Genomic DNA, 16,200 nt, shown 5'->3' on the forward strand with positions numbered 1-16,200 from the left:
ACAACGTCCCCGCGCTACAAGCAGTTTGGGACTAAATTAAGCCCTATTTTCGGATTTGCCAAATCTTCCAAATACAAAACCAACTTCAAATTAAGCCTAATACCCAAATTGCTTGTAGCGTGTGTTGGTGGCAGTAATTTTATTTATCAAGTTAGTTCGTTTAATAATTTCAGAAAATTATCTGGTGGAAATAATTGCAATTTTCCATCTTCCATTTTATATGGAATTTCAGTAAAAACTCTGTCATTATACCAAAAAACTTTATTGCTAAGTGAACCTGGACCTTCTACATTCATATTATAAATTGCAGGAAAAATTCCATTTATTGCTTTTACAACTTCTAAATTTTCAATTGGATATATTATTGCTGAATGTCTATGCGGAATTCCAATTAACAAACCTTTACTTCCGGTTAGTTCTTTTCGATTTTCTAAATCATAAACTATATTTGGCGTAAAGAAATGGTCGGAATTTGCAAACCAAATGTCAAAAACATTAAAATTTTCTTTTGTTATTGTTAGTGGATATTTGTCTTTAATATTCTGCAATCCAATTTCAAAAAGTTCATCAATAGATTTCTCCCATTTTTTTATTTGTTCTGGTTTTATATTTGCTATGCTGTGAGGAAAATCAAATACAAGCATAGAATAAATATCTCCTTCAAACTCTTTTCCAATTGCGAACTCTTTTCCAACATAATCAATATATTCATCCTTGTATAATCTTACTCCGATATATTTTTTAACTTCCTCAAAGTTATCCGCAATTTTTTCAAATTCTATTTCAAATTTGTTTGCTTCTATCAATAAATTGAAGTGATCCTTAATTATATCCTTATAATTTTTTGGTTTGTCTTGTTTGCAATTTTGCGCAACATTGCTTAATCCTAAATTACTAAATCCTAATTCGTTTTCAGTTACAAGTATAATTCCATCGGAAATTTCAATTTCAATATTTAGCTTTCTAAAATAATTTTCAATTTCATATATGAATGTAGAATATTCAGAATTTTCAAAAAACGAAGCCCAATTTGGTATTTCTGTCTTGATGTTTTTCTTATTAAAAAATGAAAACATATTTTTTCTTTTTAGTTACGATTTTCTGGATTATTGCCACCAACGTTTTGCTGCTTTGAGATGGCTGGAAGTTCGTAACAGCTCAATTTTCGGCTTAACGAAAACTTGATGCGAAACGGTAATTCCAGTAAACTCCAGCTAGCTCAAAACAGCTGTTGTAGGCTGGCTTTATTGTTTTACTGTTGCGAACATTGACATTGTTAATCCTTTTTTAACATTCCAAATTCCGAAACTTGATGAGCGTGTAATTGATTTACCAAAAAGTTGTCCACTATATCTAAAAGGTTCCGCTTCATCTTTTTGTTTTGGTAAATATTCAATCGATATAAAAAACGGTTCTTCAAAATTTAAATCGAATTCTTCTATATTAAATTTATTCCATCCGTTTTCGACTTTTTTTTGAATTATAATATTTTGAGTATTTATTTTGTTGTTTGGCAAATTATCTTTTACATCATAAATGTTTATTCTAAAACTCGCAGTATCAACAAAGACATTAAACAAGTTTATGTTTACATCTAATATTTTTGAAGGTTTCTTTATTTTAATTTCTTTAGCAAATTCTTGAATATCATTATTTATATCATTATTGGCTTTTACATAACCTGCAACCATTGACACATATGACTTTGTGCCAAGTTCAACAAGTTTTGGTTTAGTTGAAATAACAATTACTTCATTTAAAACAGTTTGACTTTCCTTTAAAATGATTTCATTAAAATTTGATTTTTGTAATTTATAAACATTAATCTGTTTTTCTTCGTAACCAATATATGAAAAAGAAAGTAACTCGTTCAATTCAGAATTATTAAGGGTGATTTTAAAGTTCCCATTTTCATCGGATATAGTTCCAATATTTTTATTTTTAATTCCAATGTTGACATATTCAAGAGGTTCTTTAGTATTTGATTTAATTATTCCACTTAACGTAATCTGTCCGTAAGTTAGAGTTACAAATAATAGAAAAAAATAGGTAATAGTAATTTTCATTTTCTTGTGTTTATTTCGTTTTAAGCTTGCCTACAACGTTCCGGCGCTTGGCGAGGTTGCGAACTTCGGAACCGATTATTTTCTATCAAAGATAAATTTTCTTGCGAGAAATAAACGTGAATTTACTACAAAATTCGCAATCTTGCCAAACGCCTGTTAGCCGTTCGGTTTTTTATTTATAGTTATTTTTGTTCTCGTTTACGTTTAATAGTTGCCCATTTATTGCATTTGGTAAAGGATGTTTTTTTATTTGTTCTTCCCAATATTTACTAGTATAATAACTTCTATCTTTATCTATGTAAGTTTTACTTTTTTCAGGAATTTTGTCGTTGTAAATAAGTTTATCGTCAATAAAAATCTCATTAATAGTTTCAACTGCATTATTTTTCTCTTTGGATTTAACTATTTTTTTTTCACTTATGAACGAATAATTAAGATGTCTAATTTCATCTTCTCCAGTCCATTTTTCAGTATTGATATAACTGGCTGAAAATTTCCAAAAAAGGAATTTAACGGCATCACTATCCTCAAAACTTTCACTTACATTAATTTCATCTGCATTATTATTTTTATCATATTTTACGTAACCTACAATTTTTTTGCCTTCTAAAATGGAATGCAAACTATCTTTAGTCAATTCTGTTTTGTATTGTTTCCATCCTCTTGCTAAAATATCTCTTTTAGGGATTTGGCAATCTAAATAACTATCAAAACTAGAAATACTTATTATTCTTGATTTTTGTTTAATACTGTCTATTTTAAATGTTCTATATTCCGTAATATATTTTTTTATTCCTGTATCAAAATCATTATTTGTGTTTTTGTATGGAATATGATATTCAATTAACCCATCGCCATATTTTACAAGCTTATTATTTACTAATTGCCAACTTCTAAAATATCCTCTTATAGTATAATATTTTTCCGAAAGTTTTTTTATTATAATAACAGGTTCTAATTCATAACTCTTCATCTTTTCCAAACTGATGATTTGAGGTATTTCATCAATGTTATATTCAACAGATAAATAATTATCATCATAAATCATTAAATTTTTAACACCTGTTTCTTTCAAAATCGATTTATCAAATTTAAATTCCCCTTGAATATTTGAATTTCCAATTAAACTTCCATTATCGCTGAAAATTTGTATTCCGTTAATTGGTTTTTTATCAAGTTTATCTATAAAAGTTATTTTAATGTTTTGAGAAAAAATTAAAATTGGAAAAAAAAGGAATACTGAAATTAAATAATTTCTCATTGTTATAATTTATATTTTATGTTTGGTTTTTCTACGTTCCGCCAAACTGACGGCTAACTTGTATATATGTGTGACAAAATCACTCAAAGCCATCCCAATTTGGGTAGATATGTGTGATAAACGTCACATTTTATTTGTTTTCAAATATAGAAATAATTAGTTATAAATCATCAAACGGACTTTTAATTTGTTGTAAACTTTTCGTACTTACGTGGGTGTAAATTTCGGTAATTTTGCTGCTGTTATGACCCAATAATTCTTGAATATACCTTAAATCAGTGCCGCTTTCTAATAGATGGGTGGCAAAACTATGTCGTAACCAGTGAAGTGTAACTAGTTTTGTATTTCCTACTTTTTGTAGCGCCTGTTTTAAAACGCTTTGTAAACTGTATTCAGAGTATTTTTCTCCTGCATTTTGCCCCTCAAATAACCAAATGCTAGGCCTGTATAAACTATAATATTCTCGCAGCAATTCTAATATCTTTTGGGATAATGGTGTAATTCTGTCTTTCTTACCCTTACTTTGTCTAATAACAACAACTCCTCTTTTAGAATCAATATCGGCTGGTTTTAAGTTTAAAAGTTCGCTTCTGCGTAAGCCACAACTATAAATCAAGGAAAGCATTGTTTTGTGTTTGAGGTTGCTGTGGGCATTCAAAATTAGTTTTACTTCTTCTTTACTTAATACATTGGGTAATACTTTGGCACGTTTTGGTCTATGTATCTTGTCAATGTCAATTTTGGTGTCCATTACTATTTTAAAAAAGAGTTTGATGGCGTTTACAATTTGATTTTGATAGGATTCAGATAATTTTTTATGTAGAATGTAGTTGTTATTGAATAGGATTACATCATTATTGTCTATTTCGGGGATGTTTTTTTCTGGAAAAAAGAGCAAAAATGTTTTTAGGGCCTCAGAGTAGGTGGTTATGGTGTTTTGGCTATAGCGTTTGGATTGCAGCCATTGTTTGAATTTTTCCAAATAATGAATTGCTTCTAGAGAAATTTGCTGTGTGGGGTCTGCTTGAATTTGAAACTGGATTCGGTTTTCAATAGTATCGGGTATGTGCCACAGTTTTTTTTGTTGGCTCCATCTAGCGCCGCTTATTTGCTTGACTTGTTGAATAAGATCTTGGTTTTTTTCAAAATAGAGTGCAATTCTATTTTCGTCTTTGTGTATTAAGGGTGCTGCTTTCCAGTTCATTGTGCCTCTTTTTTGGGCTTTAAAGATACAAAATTTTTTAAGATTTTTACTCCATGTTGTAGAATGAAGTAGTGTCTTTTTTTTTGTGTAAGGGATGATCCCGAGACTTCGGGAGGTATCCTTGTAGTGTAACGGAAAGATAAAGCCGAAAGCCCGACCCGAAGTTTTTACGTAGGGGTACACCCAAAAGGAAATGAATGCTATTTTGTGGGAATGTAGTGTAGGATTTTGTTTTTTGATTTGGATTTTGTTTTTTTTTCATTACCAAAAAAAAATCCCACCGAAGTGGGACTCTTAAAATGTGGATTGATTTATAGGATGTCGGTTTCTGAAACGGCATGAATTAATTTCTTATTTACAAATTCATCCATCCCCAATGCAGAAAGTTCTCTACCATAACCTGATCTTTTTGTTCCGCCAAAGGGTAAACTTTCGTTTGATTTTGTGGGTTGATTGATGAAAACCATTCCAGAATCGATTTGTTTTGCCATATTTTTTGCTCTTTCCATGTCTTTTGAAAAAATGGAACTTCCTAGACCAAATCGAGTAGCATTGGCCAATTCAATGGCTTCTTCATCATTTTTTACGCGGTAAAAACTGGCTACAGGACCAAATAATTCTTCTTGATACGCGAGCATATCTGGCTTTAAATCGGTCAAAATGGTAGGTTGCATGAAAGCGCCTTTTAAATTTGCTTGCTTTCCTCCAGTAACAACCGTTGCGCCTTGTTTTATGGTGGTGTTTACTTGTTCTAATAAGGTGTCTAGGGCATCTTGACTGGATAATGGTCCTAGTTGTGTTTCTTTGTCCATGGGATCGCCCAGTTTTAAGGCTTCCATTTTTTTAGTGAATTTTTCTAAAAACGCATCGGCTACTTGCTCTAAAACAATAAATCTTTTTGAAGCCACGCAACTTTGTCCGTTATTGATCATTCGGCCTTTAATTGCTAAGTCGGTTGCACGGTCAATATCGGCATCTTCCAAAACAATAAACGGATCATTTCCCCCCAGTTCTAATACTGATTTTTTAATGTTTTTCCCAGCAAATTGGGCAAGTGAAGCTCCTGCTTTTTCACTTCCGGTTAAACAAGCACCTTGAATTTTTGGGTTTTCAATTAGTTTCTCAATCTTTTTTGAAGATAAAAACAAGTTGGTGTATAAACCTTTTGGAGCTTGTATTTCGGTAAAAATATCTTCAAATGCTTGGGCACATTGAGGCACGTTTGATGAATGTTTGAGCACAATGGTATTCCCAATCATTAAGTTAGGAGCAACCACGCGGGCAACTTGATAGAATGGAAAATTCCAAGGCTCAACGGCAAGAATAACACCAATAGGCGCTTTGGTCAAAACGGCTTCACCTACTGCGGTAGTTATTTTTTGATCGGCTAAAAATTCAGCTCCATTTTTGGCATAATATTCAAAAATATTGGCACAATATTCAATTTCATATTCCGATTGTCCAATTAATTTCCCCATTTCGGTGGTGATCATTTCGGACAATTCTTTCTTTTTTGATCGAAAGGTAGCAGCAATTTTATTTAGTAATGCTGCACGATCTTCATAGCTTGTTTTTTTCCAGTCTAAGTACGCGTCATGCGCAGTATCAATTGCTTTTTCTAACTGGGAATCTGTAATTTCGTCAAACGTTTTTAGCGTTTCTAAAGTATATGGATTAACTGATTTGATAGCCATAATTATGTTTTTAAGGGATTATTTAGTGTCGCTTTCGCTGTAAAAATTATTTTCTTCGTCTTCACTGCCCACTTGTTCTTGAGTATCATCCAGTTCTGAACCAGGAATGTCTAAATCACTTCCGATTCCTTGTGTTGGCAACGCATTTTCGTCCCAAAGTTCTGGTTTATTTTCTAATTTTTTATTATTCGGAATCGCATCTATATCAATTTCTTTGTCTTGGTCCAATTGAACAAAAATATCCTCTGTGGCTGGATACTCTAATTTTTCCAGGTTTTTCTCAATAGTACTTTTAGAACTTTCGGCATTAACCTTATTGGTATCCTTTTTCATGATTTCTATGTTTTATTTTTTTGTAATTCGGCTAATAATCCAAACGATCACTGCTATTACTGCAATGACTATAAATATGCCAACTCCCATTCCTGCTTTAAAGATACCTTCTACTACCGAGCAACTTGTAAAAAAGAATGAAATTAGAACTAAAGGAATGATTTTTTTGAGTAAAGTTTGCATGATTTTTTAATTTTAAATTGTTACCCCAAATTTCAGTATTTTTACTTTAAGAGTGTTACAGTATTTTAGTATTAAGTTATATTATTCTTGTCATAAGTGCTAATAATCATTCAAAATAATAAATCAGTATTAAAAAATCAGAATTCGGTATTCCCAAATTGTAATTCTGTTATCTTTGCCAACAGTAAAAAAGTTATATGAAGTTTGATTTATTAAAAAATGATCCGCTATCTAAGGCCAGAGCGGGAACAATTACAACAGATCACGGTGTGATTGAAACGCCAATTTTTATGCCTGTAGGTACTGTGGCCTCTGTAAAAGGAGTGCACCAAAGGGAATTAAAAAACGATATTAATCCAGATATTATTCTGGGGAATACCTATCACTTATACTTGCGTCCGCAAACTGAAATTCTTGAAAAAGCAGGTGGTTTGCATAAGTTTATGAACTGGGATCGCAATATTTTGACTGATTCTGGTGGGTACCAAGTATATTCTTTGAGTGCCAATAGAAAAATTAAGGAAGAGGGCGTTAAGTTTAAATCTCACATTGATGGTTCTTACCATTTTTTCACGCCTGAGAATGTTATGGAAATTCAGCGAACCATAGGTGCTGATATCATCATGGCATTTGATGAGTGTACGCCTTATCCTTGTGATTACAATTATGCCAAGCGCTCTATGAAAATGACGCACCGTTGGCTAGACCGCTGTATCAATCACCTAGATACGCTCCCGTTTAAGTACGGGTATGAGCAAACTTTTTTCCCAATTGTTCAAGGAAGTACATATAAGGATTTACGAAGACAATCAGCAGAATATATTGCCAATTCGAACCAACAAGGTAATGCCATAGGCGGCTTATCTGTAGGGGAACCAGCTGAGGAAATGTATGCCATGACCGAAGTAGTGTGTGAAATATTACCTGAGGATAAACCAAGATATTTAATGGGTGTGGGAACGCCAATTAACATTCTTGAAAATATTGCTTTGGGTATTGATATGTTTGATTGTGTGATGCCTACACGTAACGCCCGTAACGGAATGTTATTTACGGCACATGGTACCATAAACATTAAGAACAAGAAGTGGGAAGCTGATTTTTCTCCTATTGATGAAATGGGAATCACTTTTGTTGATACAGAATATACAAAAGCGTATTTGCGTCACCTTTTTGCTGCCAATGAATATTTAGGAAAACAAATTGCTACCATTCACAATCTTGGATTTTACATGTGGTTAGTGCGCGAGGCTAGAAAACACATCTTAGCAGGAGACTTTAAACCTTGGAAAGAGATGATGGTTAAAAACATGAGCCAACGTTTGTAAAAAAATGTTTCAGGTTTTAAGTGTAACGTTCTGGCGTATGCTTTAAACCTGAAACTTTAAACTTGAAACTAAAACATGCTTACAATAATAGACAAATACATTCTTAAAAGATATTTAGCCACATTTGCGGTTATGTTGTTGTTGTTTATTCCAATTGGGATTGTGGTGGATGTATCTGAGAAGATTAATAAACTGCTTGAAAATAAAGTTCCTATTGTTGAAATAGCACTTTATTATTACAATTTTACGGTTTATTTTGCCAATTCACTTTTTCCTATATTTTTGTTTTTATCGGTGATTTGGTTTACTTCAAAACTGGCCAATGATACTGAGATTATTGCCATACTGAGTTCAGGTATTTCCTTTACACGATTTTTGAGGCCTTACATTATGGGTGCTTCTATAGTATCAGTCTTTGTTTTGTTGATGGGATTTTTTGTGGTACCATCGGCTAGTGAAGGTTTTAATAATTTTAGGTACATGTACTTAAAAGGAGGCGGTAAAGAAGCCATGAGAGGTGATAATACTGATGTGTACAGGCAAATAAATGATACCGATTTTATTTATGTAAACAGTTTTAATACCGATACTAAGACGGCTTTTAGTTTTTCGCTAGAGCGTTTTAAAAACGATAAACTGGTACATAAAATTACAGCCACTAGAATTACTTGGAACCCAAAAGACAGTACCTACACCTTATATGATTATACTAAAAGAACAGTAGGCCCGCTGAATGATGTAATTGTAAAACTCCCGGAAAAGAAAGCTGTTTTTGAATTTGACTTAGAGGATTTAACGCCAGTAGTCTACATAGCAGAGACTTTAAGTTTAGGCAAACTGAATGCTTTTATTGACAAAGAACGCGAGCGGGGTTCTTCAAACATAAATGTATATCTCGTAGTTTTATATAAAAAATATAGTGTACCCATTTCAGCATTTATTTTAACCATTATTGCAGTCGCTGTTTCATCCATGAAACGAAGAGGCGGAATGGGAACCAATCTAGCCATAGGAATTGCACTTGCTTTTTCATTTGTATTTTTTGATAAAATCTTTGGTGTACTTGCAGAGAAGTCCAGTATTCCGCCATTACTAGCCGTATGGTTACCCAATATTGTTTTTGGAATTTTAGCCATTTATTTACTACGCAATGCAAAACGATAATTTAAAAAGTTATTTAAACCTCCATTTAATTGTTTTTATATGGGGTTTCACCGCCATTTTGGGCGCTTTGATTACTATATCTGCTGATGCATTGGTGTGGTTTAGGATGTTCTTTGCAGGGATTTTTATAGCCGCTTTTTTAGTGTTTTCAAAAAAATCTTTTAAAGTTCCGGTAAAATCTTTATTGAAGTTAATGTTTGTTGGATTGTTAATCGCATTGCATTGGATCTTTTTCTTTAAAGCCATTCATGTCTCAAATGTGTCTATAACATTATCGGTGTTTTCATTAGGTGCTTTTTTTGCATCCATATTGGAGCCCTTGTTTTATGGCAGAAAAGTTTTGTGGTATGAAGTTTTTTTTGGACTCATCATCATTGCCGGGTTAGCCTTAATAATGCAAGTAGAAATCAACTATCTTGATGGGATGTTGTATGCATTGGTATCTATATTACTAGGAGTTTTATTTACCTTGATGAACGGTAAATTAATCGCTAATCACGATCCTTCGGTTATTTCTTTTTATGAGTTTGTAGCGGGAGTCGGATTTATATCTGCCTACTTTTTCATACAAGGAAAGTTTACAGCCGCTTTTTTTGAAATGACAGTAAACAACTGGATTCTAATATTAATACTTGCCTCAGTGTGTACCGCTTATGCTTTTACCGCCTCGGTCAAAGTAATGCAAAAACTCACGCCTTATACCGTTATGCTTACCACAAATTTAGAGCCTGTTTACGGGATAATCTTGGCTTATTTTATTTTGGGTGGCAAAGAAAAAATGAGTTTTGAGTTTTACATTGGTGCCATAATAATTGTCATTACTGTGATACTTAACGGAGTGATTAAACACTACCAGAAATCCAAAACGACATAGCTTTTGGTACGCTTTAGGAATCAAAATTTTTCACATAAATACTAAATTTACCTTTTTGAACGATTTAAAATTTTATATTTGCTGTTCGAAATAAAAACAAAAACGCAAAAATCCTATGGAATATTTAGATTTTGAGCTTCCAATAAAAGAACTTGAAGATCAATTGGACAAATGTCTTATTATTGGTGAAGAATCAGATGTTGATGTAACGAATACTTGCAAACAAATCAGCAAGAAACTAGAAGAGACAAAAAAGAATATTTATAAAAACTTAACGGCTTGGCAACGTGTTCAGCTTTCTAGACACCCAAATAGGCCTTATGTTTTAGAGCATATTACGAATCTTACCAAAGGTACGTTTTTGGAACTTTTTGGGGATAGAGGATTTAAAGACGACAAAGCCATGATAGGTGGACTTGGACAAATTAATGGACAATCGTTTATGTTTGTTGGTCAACAAAAAGGGATCAATACTAAAATGCGTCAGTTTCGTAATTTCGGGATGGCAAATCCAGAAGGATATAGAAAAGCATTGCGCTTGATGAAAATGGCCGAGAAATTTGGTATTCCAGTGGTAACACTTATTGATACTCCAGGAGCTTATCCAGGTCTTGAGGCTGAAGAGCGCGGACAAGGAGAAGCTATTGCGAGAAACATTTTTGAGATGATTAACTTGAAAGTGCCAATTATTACAATTATTGTAGGAGAAGGTGCATCAGGTGGAGCATTAGGAATAGGAGTAGGGGACAAGGTATACATGATGGAAAATACTTGGTACTCTGTTATTTCGCCAGAATCTTGTTCGTCTATTTTATGGAAAAGTTGGGAGTACAAAGAACAAGCCGCCGATGCTTTGAAACTGACTTCAGCTGATATGAAAAGGCAAAAATTAGTTGATGATATTATACCAGAACCGCTAGGAGGAGCTCATTATGATAAAGAAACTACCTTTAAAACAGTAGAGCAGTATATCTTAAAAGGCTATAACGAACTGAAAGACTTATCAACAGCTGATCTTATAGCTCAGAGAATGGAGAAATACAGTAAAATGGGAGAGTTTAAAGAATAAAATCTTACAAATTTATAGTTCATCCGTCTCGTACTAAAACCTAGGTCGAGACGGATTTTTTTTGGGTTATGAACAAAAAATAGTTAGTTATCAACATTTATTTGTAACAACTCATCGCTGATTTTTTTTTAATTTATGTTACTTTCGCCTTATGGAAAATTTCAGAAATATTAATCCTGTAAAGGTTGATAAAAGCACAATAATAAGCTTAGAAAAAGGAAAATTGCAGCCTCAAGTACTTGAACTAGAGGAAGCTGTTCTAGGCGCAATGATGATTGATAAAAAAGGGGTTGATGATGTAATTGATATTTTACAACCTGATGCTTTTTACAAAGAAGCGCACAAACATATTTTTGAAGCCATCGTTCAATTGTTTACTGAGACACAACCTATAGATTTATTGACGGTATCGGCTCAGCTGAAGAAAAACGCAAAACTAGAGTTGGCAGGTGGCGATTTTTATTTAATCCAGCTTACGCAAAAGATATCCTCATCAGCACATATTGAATTCCACTCTAGAATTATACTTCAAAAATTTATTCAACGAAGCTTAATTCGGATTTCAACTGAAATTATTGAAGACTCCTATGATGAAACTACAGATGTATTTGATTTATTAGACAGAGCCGAATCGAAGCTTTATGAAGTTACTCAAGGAAATATAAAACGAAGTTCAGAAACCGCACAAAGTCTAGTACTGCAAGCCAAAAAACGTATTGAAGAAATTGCAGGTCAAGAAGGATTAAGTGGTGTAGCCACTGGTTTTGATAAGCTAGACAAAATTACTTCAGGATGGCAACCAAGTGATTTAATTATTATTGCTGCAAGACCCGCCATGGGAAAAACAGCATTTGTATTATCAATGGCTAGAAATATGGCTATTGATTTTAAAATGCCAGTTGCCTTGTTTTCTTTAGAGATGGCATCGGTGCAATTAATTACACGTTTAATTTCATCAGAGACCGGATTATCATCAGAAAAATTGCGTACTGGAAAGCTTGAAAAACACGAGTGGGAACAGTTAAGTACCAAGGTTAAAAATTTAGAAAAAGCACCTCTTTTTATAGATGACACCCCATCCTTATCTATTTTTGATTTACGTGCCAAGGCAAGACGTTTAGTATCACAACACGGTATCCGGATTATTATTGTAGATTATTTGCAGTTAATGACTGCAGGAGGTAGTGGTAAAGGAGGTGGAAACAGAGAGCAAGAAATATCTACTATTTCCCGAAATTTAAAAGCATTGGCTAAGGAGTTGAATGTGCCCGTTATTGCACTTTCTCAACTTTCGCGTGCGGTAGAAACGCGTGGTTCTAGTAAGCGTCCGTTACTGTCTGATTTACGTGAATCTGGAGCTATTGAGCAGGATGCTGATATTGTATCCTTCTTGTACCGTCCTGAGTATTATAAAATTGACGAATGGGATGATGACGAAGCTTCGCCAACCACAGGTCAAGCCGAAATCATGATTGCTAAACACCGTAATGGTAGTATAGAAAACGTACGATTAAAGTTTATAGGTCACTTAGGTAAATTTGATAATCTGGAGGATTACAGTGGCGGTTATGATGATTTGCCTTCTAGTATGAACCAAGATGACAATCCGTTTATTACAAAAAATTTGCCTTCAGCTAATGAAGCTTTTGGAAGTAATTTTAATGATGATGAAGATGATAGTGATGTACCCTTTTAATAGTGTATTGTAACAGCATAAGAATGCCCTCGAATGAATAATTTTTGAGGGCATTTTTTTTGGTAAAATTATCATTACATTATTAATGAAATTATAATGTTCTTTTTTGAAAAAAATTAAATATCTTAGCAATGCTTATTTAGTAAACTAAGTACTATAAACTAACCAAAATAAAAAGACGATTATGGACAACGAAAACTTATCCGATCCTATTGAAGTTTCATTACAAACTGCTGAAAAGTGGACCAAAGCTTACAGAGGTAATCAAGAACTTGAAGATGCAAGCAAGAAAGTAAATGCTTTTTTAATTCCAAGAGAAAGTCTAGAAGCGGTATTAGCCTTAAAAACAGATGCTGTGCGTGCCTATATGGGTATAAATGATAAAAAAGAAAAAACACTAATCTTTGTAGGAGCAAATAAAGATGAAACGGGTATTTACAGAGATGTTTTTGGCACTTTGGGAACTGAAAAAGATGCTGACTTAGATGAAGATATTAGTATTGTATATGATGCTTCTAGACCTTGCCCTCCACACGGCGACCCAGATAGTCCATTGCAAAATTAATAGTAATGGGTTTAATAGTAAATTACGTAGGTTATTTCATATTAATACTTAATTTTATTTTATACTGGAATGGTTTTTCTAAACATGGAAAAACCTTTCAGTATCTTGTTTGTTATCTTACAGTTTTAGTGATTGTACAGGTAATTATGGAAATTTTAGTGTTACAAAGTAAAAATAACTTGTTCCTAGTTCATGCTTATTTTATCGGACAGTTTTTGTGTTTGGGATTTTTTTATAAAACATTAATGAAAACAAAAACACAAGTTGCTATAATACAATACAGTATGATAGCAGGTTGTGTTTTACTTATTGTTGATTATGCACTCTATCCTGAACAATTTTTTAAATTTAATTTACTTGAAATTGCTCTTACCTCATTACTTGTTGTTTTGTATGCTGTAATGCATTTGTACAACATGTTGTTAGAGCATAAGCAATATTACTTTCTAACTATAGGAATAATCACTTATTTATTAGCTAGTACCGTTCTTTTTTTTGTAGGAAACATAACAACTGGACTAAGTGATGAATTTAAATTATTGACTTGGAATGTAAATTCATTTTTAGTAATTCTTTTTCAATTGCTTATTTTCGTTGAATGGAAAAAAAGTTTTTCTAAAAAAGCATTAAGAATTTATAATGGAAGGAAATCAAATGTATGAAAAAGAGATTGTTGCGGTAATATTGTATACTTCTCTATTTTTTATACTACTAGCTGTAGGTTTAATCGTTTTTTTTTATTTTTCTCGTAAACGTATTATTGAAAAAGAATTAGAGAAAAAAGATTTAGAAATTCAATTTAAACAAGATCAAATTCAAGCCGTAATTTTAACGCAAGAAGAAGAACGAAAAAGAATTGCTCAGGATTTGCATGACGATATAAGTTCAAAATTGAATGTGGTAGCCTTAAACAGTCATTTGTTAAACAGTCCTAATTTGTCTGTGAACGAAGTTCAGGAAATAACACAAAATATAATTGATTTAACCGGCAAAGCATTAGACAGCTCCAGAAAAATTGCACACGGATTGCTACCACCTGTTTTAGAAAAATTTGGTTTGCATGCAGGAGTCGAAGAATTGTGTCTAGAGTTTAGCAATTCAAAGGCTGTTAAGGTAAATTATAGCTGTAGAACGGAATTCAACATAGCAGAAAATGATTGTCATTTACATGTGTTCAGGATTTTACAGGAACTAATGAATAATTCATTGCGCCATGGAAAAGCAACAAAAATTGCTATTCTTTTTGAGGAAATTGATAATAAAAAGCAATGTACTTATTCAGATAATGGCATAGGTTTTCTAATGCATAATTCCGAAAACATGAAAGGTTTAGGAATGAAAAATATTGAAAGCCGAATTGCTTTTTTAAAAGGTACTATCGATATAAAATCAGCACCAAATGAGGGAGTTATAATTATTTTTAATTTTGAATGATGAAAAATAGCATAAAAATTATTATAGTTGATGATGAAATACTTTTTAGAAAAGGAATTTCATTTTTATTGGATAGAGAAAATAATATTGATGTAATTTATGAAGCTTCAAGTGGTGGAGAACTTTTGGCTTTTCTTGAAAGCAATCATGACAATCATCCTGATATTATCATAATGGATTTGAAAATGCAGGGTATAAATGGTGTAGAGGCTACAAAAATAATTCATACCGTTTATCCTAGTATAAAAATTATTGCTTTAACAAGTTACAATACAAAATCCTTTATATTAAACATGATTGCTGTAGGAGCAGTGGCTTATCTAGTAAAAAATTCTACTCCACAAGAACTATTGGTTACTATTAATGAAGTGGCCGAGAGAGGATATTATTATACGGATTACATTATGAAGGTAATTCAAGAGGATATTTCAACAGTAAAGAAACCTAAATGTTTATTAGATTCTAATTTTTTGACAACTAGGGAAATTCAAGTATTAAAACTTATTTGTGATCAAAAAAGTAGTACTGAAATTGCAGACGCTTTGTTTATAAGTCCGAGAACTGTTGAAGGACATAGAAATAATCTACTTTTGAAAACAGAATCAAGAAATATTGCAGGTTTAGTATTATTTGCAATTCAAAACGAAATCATGGCTATTGATTAGAACAATCTAAAAAGTTAAAAATGTACAGAGATTTTAAAGTAATTATTTTGTTATTGACAATTATTGAAATAAAGGGGCTTGTTGAAGTTTTTGACTAATAAAAAGTTTCATAGTTTCCTCTAATTGCTCGTTTAATAACTCACTATCATAATAATTGAAAATAGTTTTTTTTAATGTAATACTTTGAATTACAAAATGAATCCTATAATCCATTTCTTGTATAGACATCTTTTTTACAAACTTAGAGTGAAAAGGATTCACAAAATAACTAAAACCCAAACGCATTGTTGATTTTTTTAAAATTCCAAACTCAATATCATTCAAAGAAATTTCAGTATGGGCAATTCGTATTCTTTTTAAGTTATACCTACTGTTCAAGTCAATATTTTCTTTTTTCATGATTAAAAAGTAAGCGTAATAAATATTGATCCAGAATGTTTTTTTTAAATCATCTGTATTTAAGTTTTTTTCTAATTTATCGGCACGGGTGAAGTAAAGCTGTCGTCTTAATGAGGTTGTATCCCCATTTGATTGCGCTACAGATAAAATTTTAGCTGATAAAGTGGTGTAATAATTTTTCAAGGTTATTTTATTTTAAAATTATTTTAAGAAAGGTATTGGAAACATAGTACGTAGAAAAAAATTATGAATAAGACTAATAAGC

At 32.2% G+C, this 16,200-nt stretch carries 17 protein-coding genes; 9 read left to right on the top strand and 8 right to left on the bottom strand.

Features of this window, described 5'->3' with window-relative positions:
- Positions 1-146: 146 nt before the first annotated feature.
- From IQ05_RS14670 to IQ05_RS15435, 7 genes are all read right to left on the bottom strand, one after another.
- Positions 147-1,076, bottom strand: coding sequence for a hypothetical protein (locus IQ05_RS14670; RefSeq protein WP_144894213.1), 930 nt, complete (start codon positions 1,074-1,076; stop codon positions 147-149).
- A 168-nt stretch (positions 1,077-1,244) separates the two neighbouring features.
- Entirely contained in the window at positions 1,245-2,066 is an 822-nt protein-coding gene (locus IQ05_RS14675) for a carboxypeptidase-like regulatory domain-containing protein (protein ID WP_144894214.1), read from the bottom strand.
- A 172-nt stretch (positions 2,067-2,238) separates the two neighbouring features.
- Entirely contained in the window at positions 2,239-3,327 is a 1,089-nt protein-coding gene (locus IQ05_RS14680) for a hypothetical protein (RefSeq protein WP_144894215.1), read from the bottom strand.
- 160 nt (positions 3,328-3,487) lie between these two features.
- Entirely contained in the window at positions 3,488-4,531 is a 1,044-nt protein-coding gene (locus IQ05_RS14685) for a tyrosine-type recombinase/integrase (protein WP_144894216.1), read from the bottom strand.
- Positions 4,532-4,842: 311 nt separating this feature from the next.
- Positions 4,843-6,225: an NAD-dependent succinate-semialdehyde dehydrogenase gene (locus tag IQ05_RS14690; protein ID WP_144894217.1), complete on the bottom strand. Its 1,383-nt coding sequence runs from the start codon at positions 6,223-6,225 to the stop codon at positions 4,843-4,845.
- 18 nt (positions 6,226-6,243) lie between these two features.
- Entirely contained in the window at positions 6,244-6,558 is a 315-nt protein-coding gene (locus IQ05_RS14695; RefSeq protein ID WP_144894218.1) for a hypothetical protein, read from the bottom strand.
- Between the two features lie 12 nt (positions 6,559-6,570).
- Positions 6,571-6,741 (bottom strand): hypothetical protein, encoded by a 171-nt coding sequence (locus IQ05_RS15435; RefSeq protein ID WP_167496950.1) that lies wholly within the window; start codon positions 6,739-6,741, stop codon positions 6,571-6,573.
- 197 nt (positions 6,742-6,938) lie between these two features.
- On the opposite strand from IQ05_RS15435, the gene tgt reads away from it, so the two are divergent.
- The 9 genes from tgt (at position 6,939) to IQ05_RS14740 (ending at position 15,536) form a co-directional block, all read left to right on the top strand.
- The gene (tgt, locus tag IQ05_RS14700; protein ID WP_144894219.1) at positions 6,939-8,069 is read left to right on the top strand and encodes a tRNA guanosine(34) transglycosylase Tgt; all 1,131 of its coding nucleotides are present in this window, start codon (positions 6,939-6,941) and stop codon (positions 8,067-8,069) included.
- 75 nt (positions 8,070-8,144) lie between these two features.
- The gene (locus tag IQ05_RS14705) at positions 8,145-9,233 is read left to right on the top strand and encodes an LptF/LptG family permease (RefSeq protein WP_144894220.1); all 1,089 of its coding nucleotides are present in this window, start codon (positions 8,145-8,147) and stop codon (positions 9,231-9,233) included.
- Positions 9,220-10,107, top strand: coding sequence for a DMT family transporter (locus IQ05_RS14710; RefSeq protein ID WP_144894221.1), 888 nt, complete (start codon positions 9,220-9,222; stop codon positions 10,105-10,107). Before IQ05_RS14705 ends, IQ05_RS14710 begins: the two co-directional genes overlap by 14 nt.
- Positions 10,108-10,222: 115 nt before the next feature.
- On the top strand, positions 10,223-11,176 hold the full coding sequence (locus tag IQ05_RS14715) for an acetyl-CoA carboxylase carboxyltransferase subunit alpha (RefSeq protein WP_144894222.1): 954 nt from the start codon (positions 10,223-10,225) through the stop codon (positions 11,174-11,176).
- 151 nt (positions 11,177-11,327) lie between these two features.
- Positions 11,328-12,872, top strand: coding sequence for a replicative DNA helicase (dnaB, locus tag IQ05_RS14720; protein ID WP_086453927.1), 1,545 nt, complete (start codon positions 11,328-11,330; stop codon positions 12,870-12,872).
- A 184-nt stretch (positions 12,873-13,056) separates the two neighbouring features.
- Complete coding sequence (locus IQ05_RS14725) at positions 13,057-13,437, top strand: hypothetical protein (RefSeq protein WP_144894223.1); 381 nt, start codon at positions 13,057-13,059, stop codon at positions 13,435-13,437.
- Between the two features lie 245 nt (positions 13,438-13,682).
- Positions 13,683-14,099, top strand: a complete 417-nt coding sequence (locus IQ05_RS14730) for a hypothetical protein (RefSeq protein WP_244289586.1) — start codon at positions 13,683-13,685, stop codon at positions 14,097-14,099.
- A complete protein-coding gene (locus IQ05_RS14735) occupies positions 14,077-14,871 on the top strand; it encodes a sensor histidine kinase (protein WP_144894224.1) in 795 nt (264 codons plus the stop codon). The genes IQ05_RS14730 and IQ05_RS14735 overlap by 23 nt, the downstream gene beginning before the upstream one ends.
- Positions 14,871-15,536 carry a response regulator transcription factor gene (locus IQ05_RS14740; RefSeq protein ID WP_144894225.1) on the top strand — a complete coding sequence of 222 codons (666 nt, stop codon included), beginning with the start codon at positions 14,871-14,873 and terminating at the stop codon, positions 15,534-15,536. The genes IQ05_RS14735 and IQ05_RS14740 overlap by 1 nt, the downstream gene beginning before the upstream one ends.
- A gap of 60 nt (positions 15,537-15,596) precedes the next feature.
- On the opposite strand, the gene IQ05_RS14745 is transcribed toward IQ05_RS14740, so the two are convergent.
- Positions 15,597-16,118, bottom strand: coding sequence for a DUF547 domain-containing protein (locus tag IQ05_RS14745; RefSeq protein WP_158634597.1), 522 nt, complete (start codon positions 16,116-16,118; stop codon positions 15,597-15,599).
- Positions 16,119-16,200 lie beyond the last annotated feature (82 nt).

The organism is Flavobacterium tiangeerense (genome assembly GCF_007830355.1).
In the GTDB taxonomy this organism is placed as follows: domain Bacteria; phylum Bacteroidota; class Bacteroidia; order Flavobacteriales; family Flavobacteriaceae; genus Flavobacterium; species Flavobacterium tiangeerense.

Bases quoted from the DNA above. Each gene is read 5' to 3' on its own strand.
- IQ05_RS14670 (WP_144894213.1), bottom strand. From the start codon at position 1,076: ATGTTTTCATTTTTTAATAAGAAAAACATCAAGACAGAAATACCAAAT.
- IQ05_RS14675 (WP_144894214.1), bottom strand. From the start codon at position 2,066: ATGAAAATTACTATTACCTATTTTTTTCTATTATTTGTAACTCTAACT.
- IQ05_RS14680 (WP_144894215.1), bottom strand. From the start codon at position 3,327: ATGAGAAATTATTTAATTTCAGTATTCCTTTTTTTTCCAATTTTAATT.
- IQ05_RS14685 (WP_144894216.1), bottom strand. From the start codon at position 4,531: ATGAACTGGAAAGCAGCACCCTTAATACACAAAGACGAAAATAGAATT.
- IQ05_RS14690 (WP_144894217.1), bottom strand. From the start codon at position 6,225: ATGGCTATCAAATCAGTTAATCCATATACTTTAGAAACGCTAAAAACG.
- IQ05_RS14695 (WP_144894218.1), bottom strand. From the start codon at position 6,558: ATGAAAAAGGATACCAATAAGGTTAATGCCGAAAGTTCTAAAAGTACT.
- IQ05_RS15435 (WP_167496950.1), bottom strand. From the start codon at position 6,741: ATGCAAACTTTACTCAAAAAAATCATTCCTTTAGTTCTAATTTCATTC.
- tgt (WP_144894219.1), top strand. From the start codon at position 6,939: ATGAAGTTTGATTTATTAAAAAATGATCCGCTATCTAAGGCCAGAGCG.
- IQ05_RS14705 (WP_144894220.1), top strand. From the start codon at position 8,145: ATGCTTACAATAATAGACAAATACATTCTTAAAAGATATTTAGCCACA.
- IQ05_RS14710 (WP_144894221.1), top strand. From the start codon at position 9,220: ATGCAAAACGATAATTTAAAAAGTTATTTAAACCTCCATTTAATTGTT.
- IQ05_RS14715 (WP_144894222.1), top strand. From the start codon at position 10,223: ATGGAATATTTAGATTTTGAGCTTCCAATAAAAGAACTTGAAGATCAA.
- dnaB (WP_086453927.1), top strand. From the start codon at position 11,328: ATGGAAAATTTCAGAAATATTAATCCTGTAAAGGTTGATAAAAGCACA.
- IQ05_RS14725 (WP_144894223.1), top strand. From the start codon at position 13,057: ATGGACAACGAAAACTTATCCGATCCTATTGAAGTTTCATTACAAACT.
- IQ05_RS14730 (WP_244289586.1), top strand. From the start codon at position 13,683: ATGAAAACAAAAACACAAGTTGCTATAATACAATACAGTATGATAGCA.
- IQ05_RS14735 (WP_144894224.1), top strand. From the start codon at position 14,077: ATGGAAGGAAATCAAATGTATGAAAAAGAGATTGTTGCGGTAATATTG.
- IQ05_RS14740 (WP_144894225.1), top strand. From the start codon at position 14,871: ATGAAAAATAGCATAAAAATTATTATAGTTGATGATGAAATACTTTTT.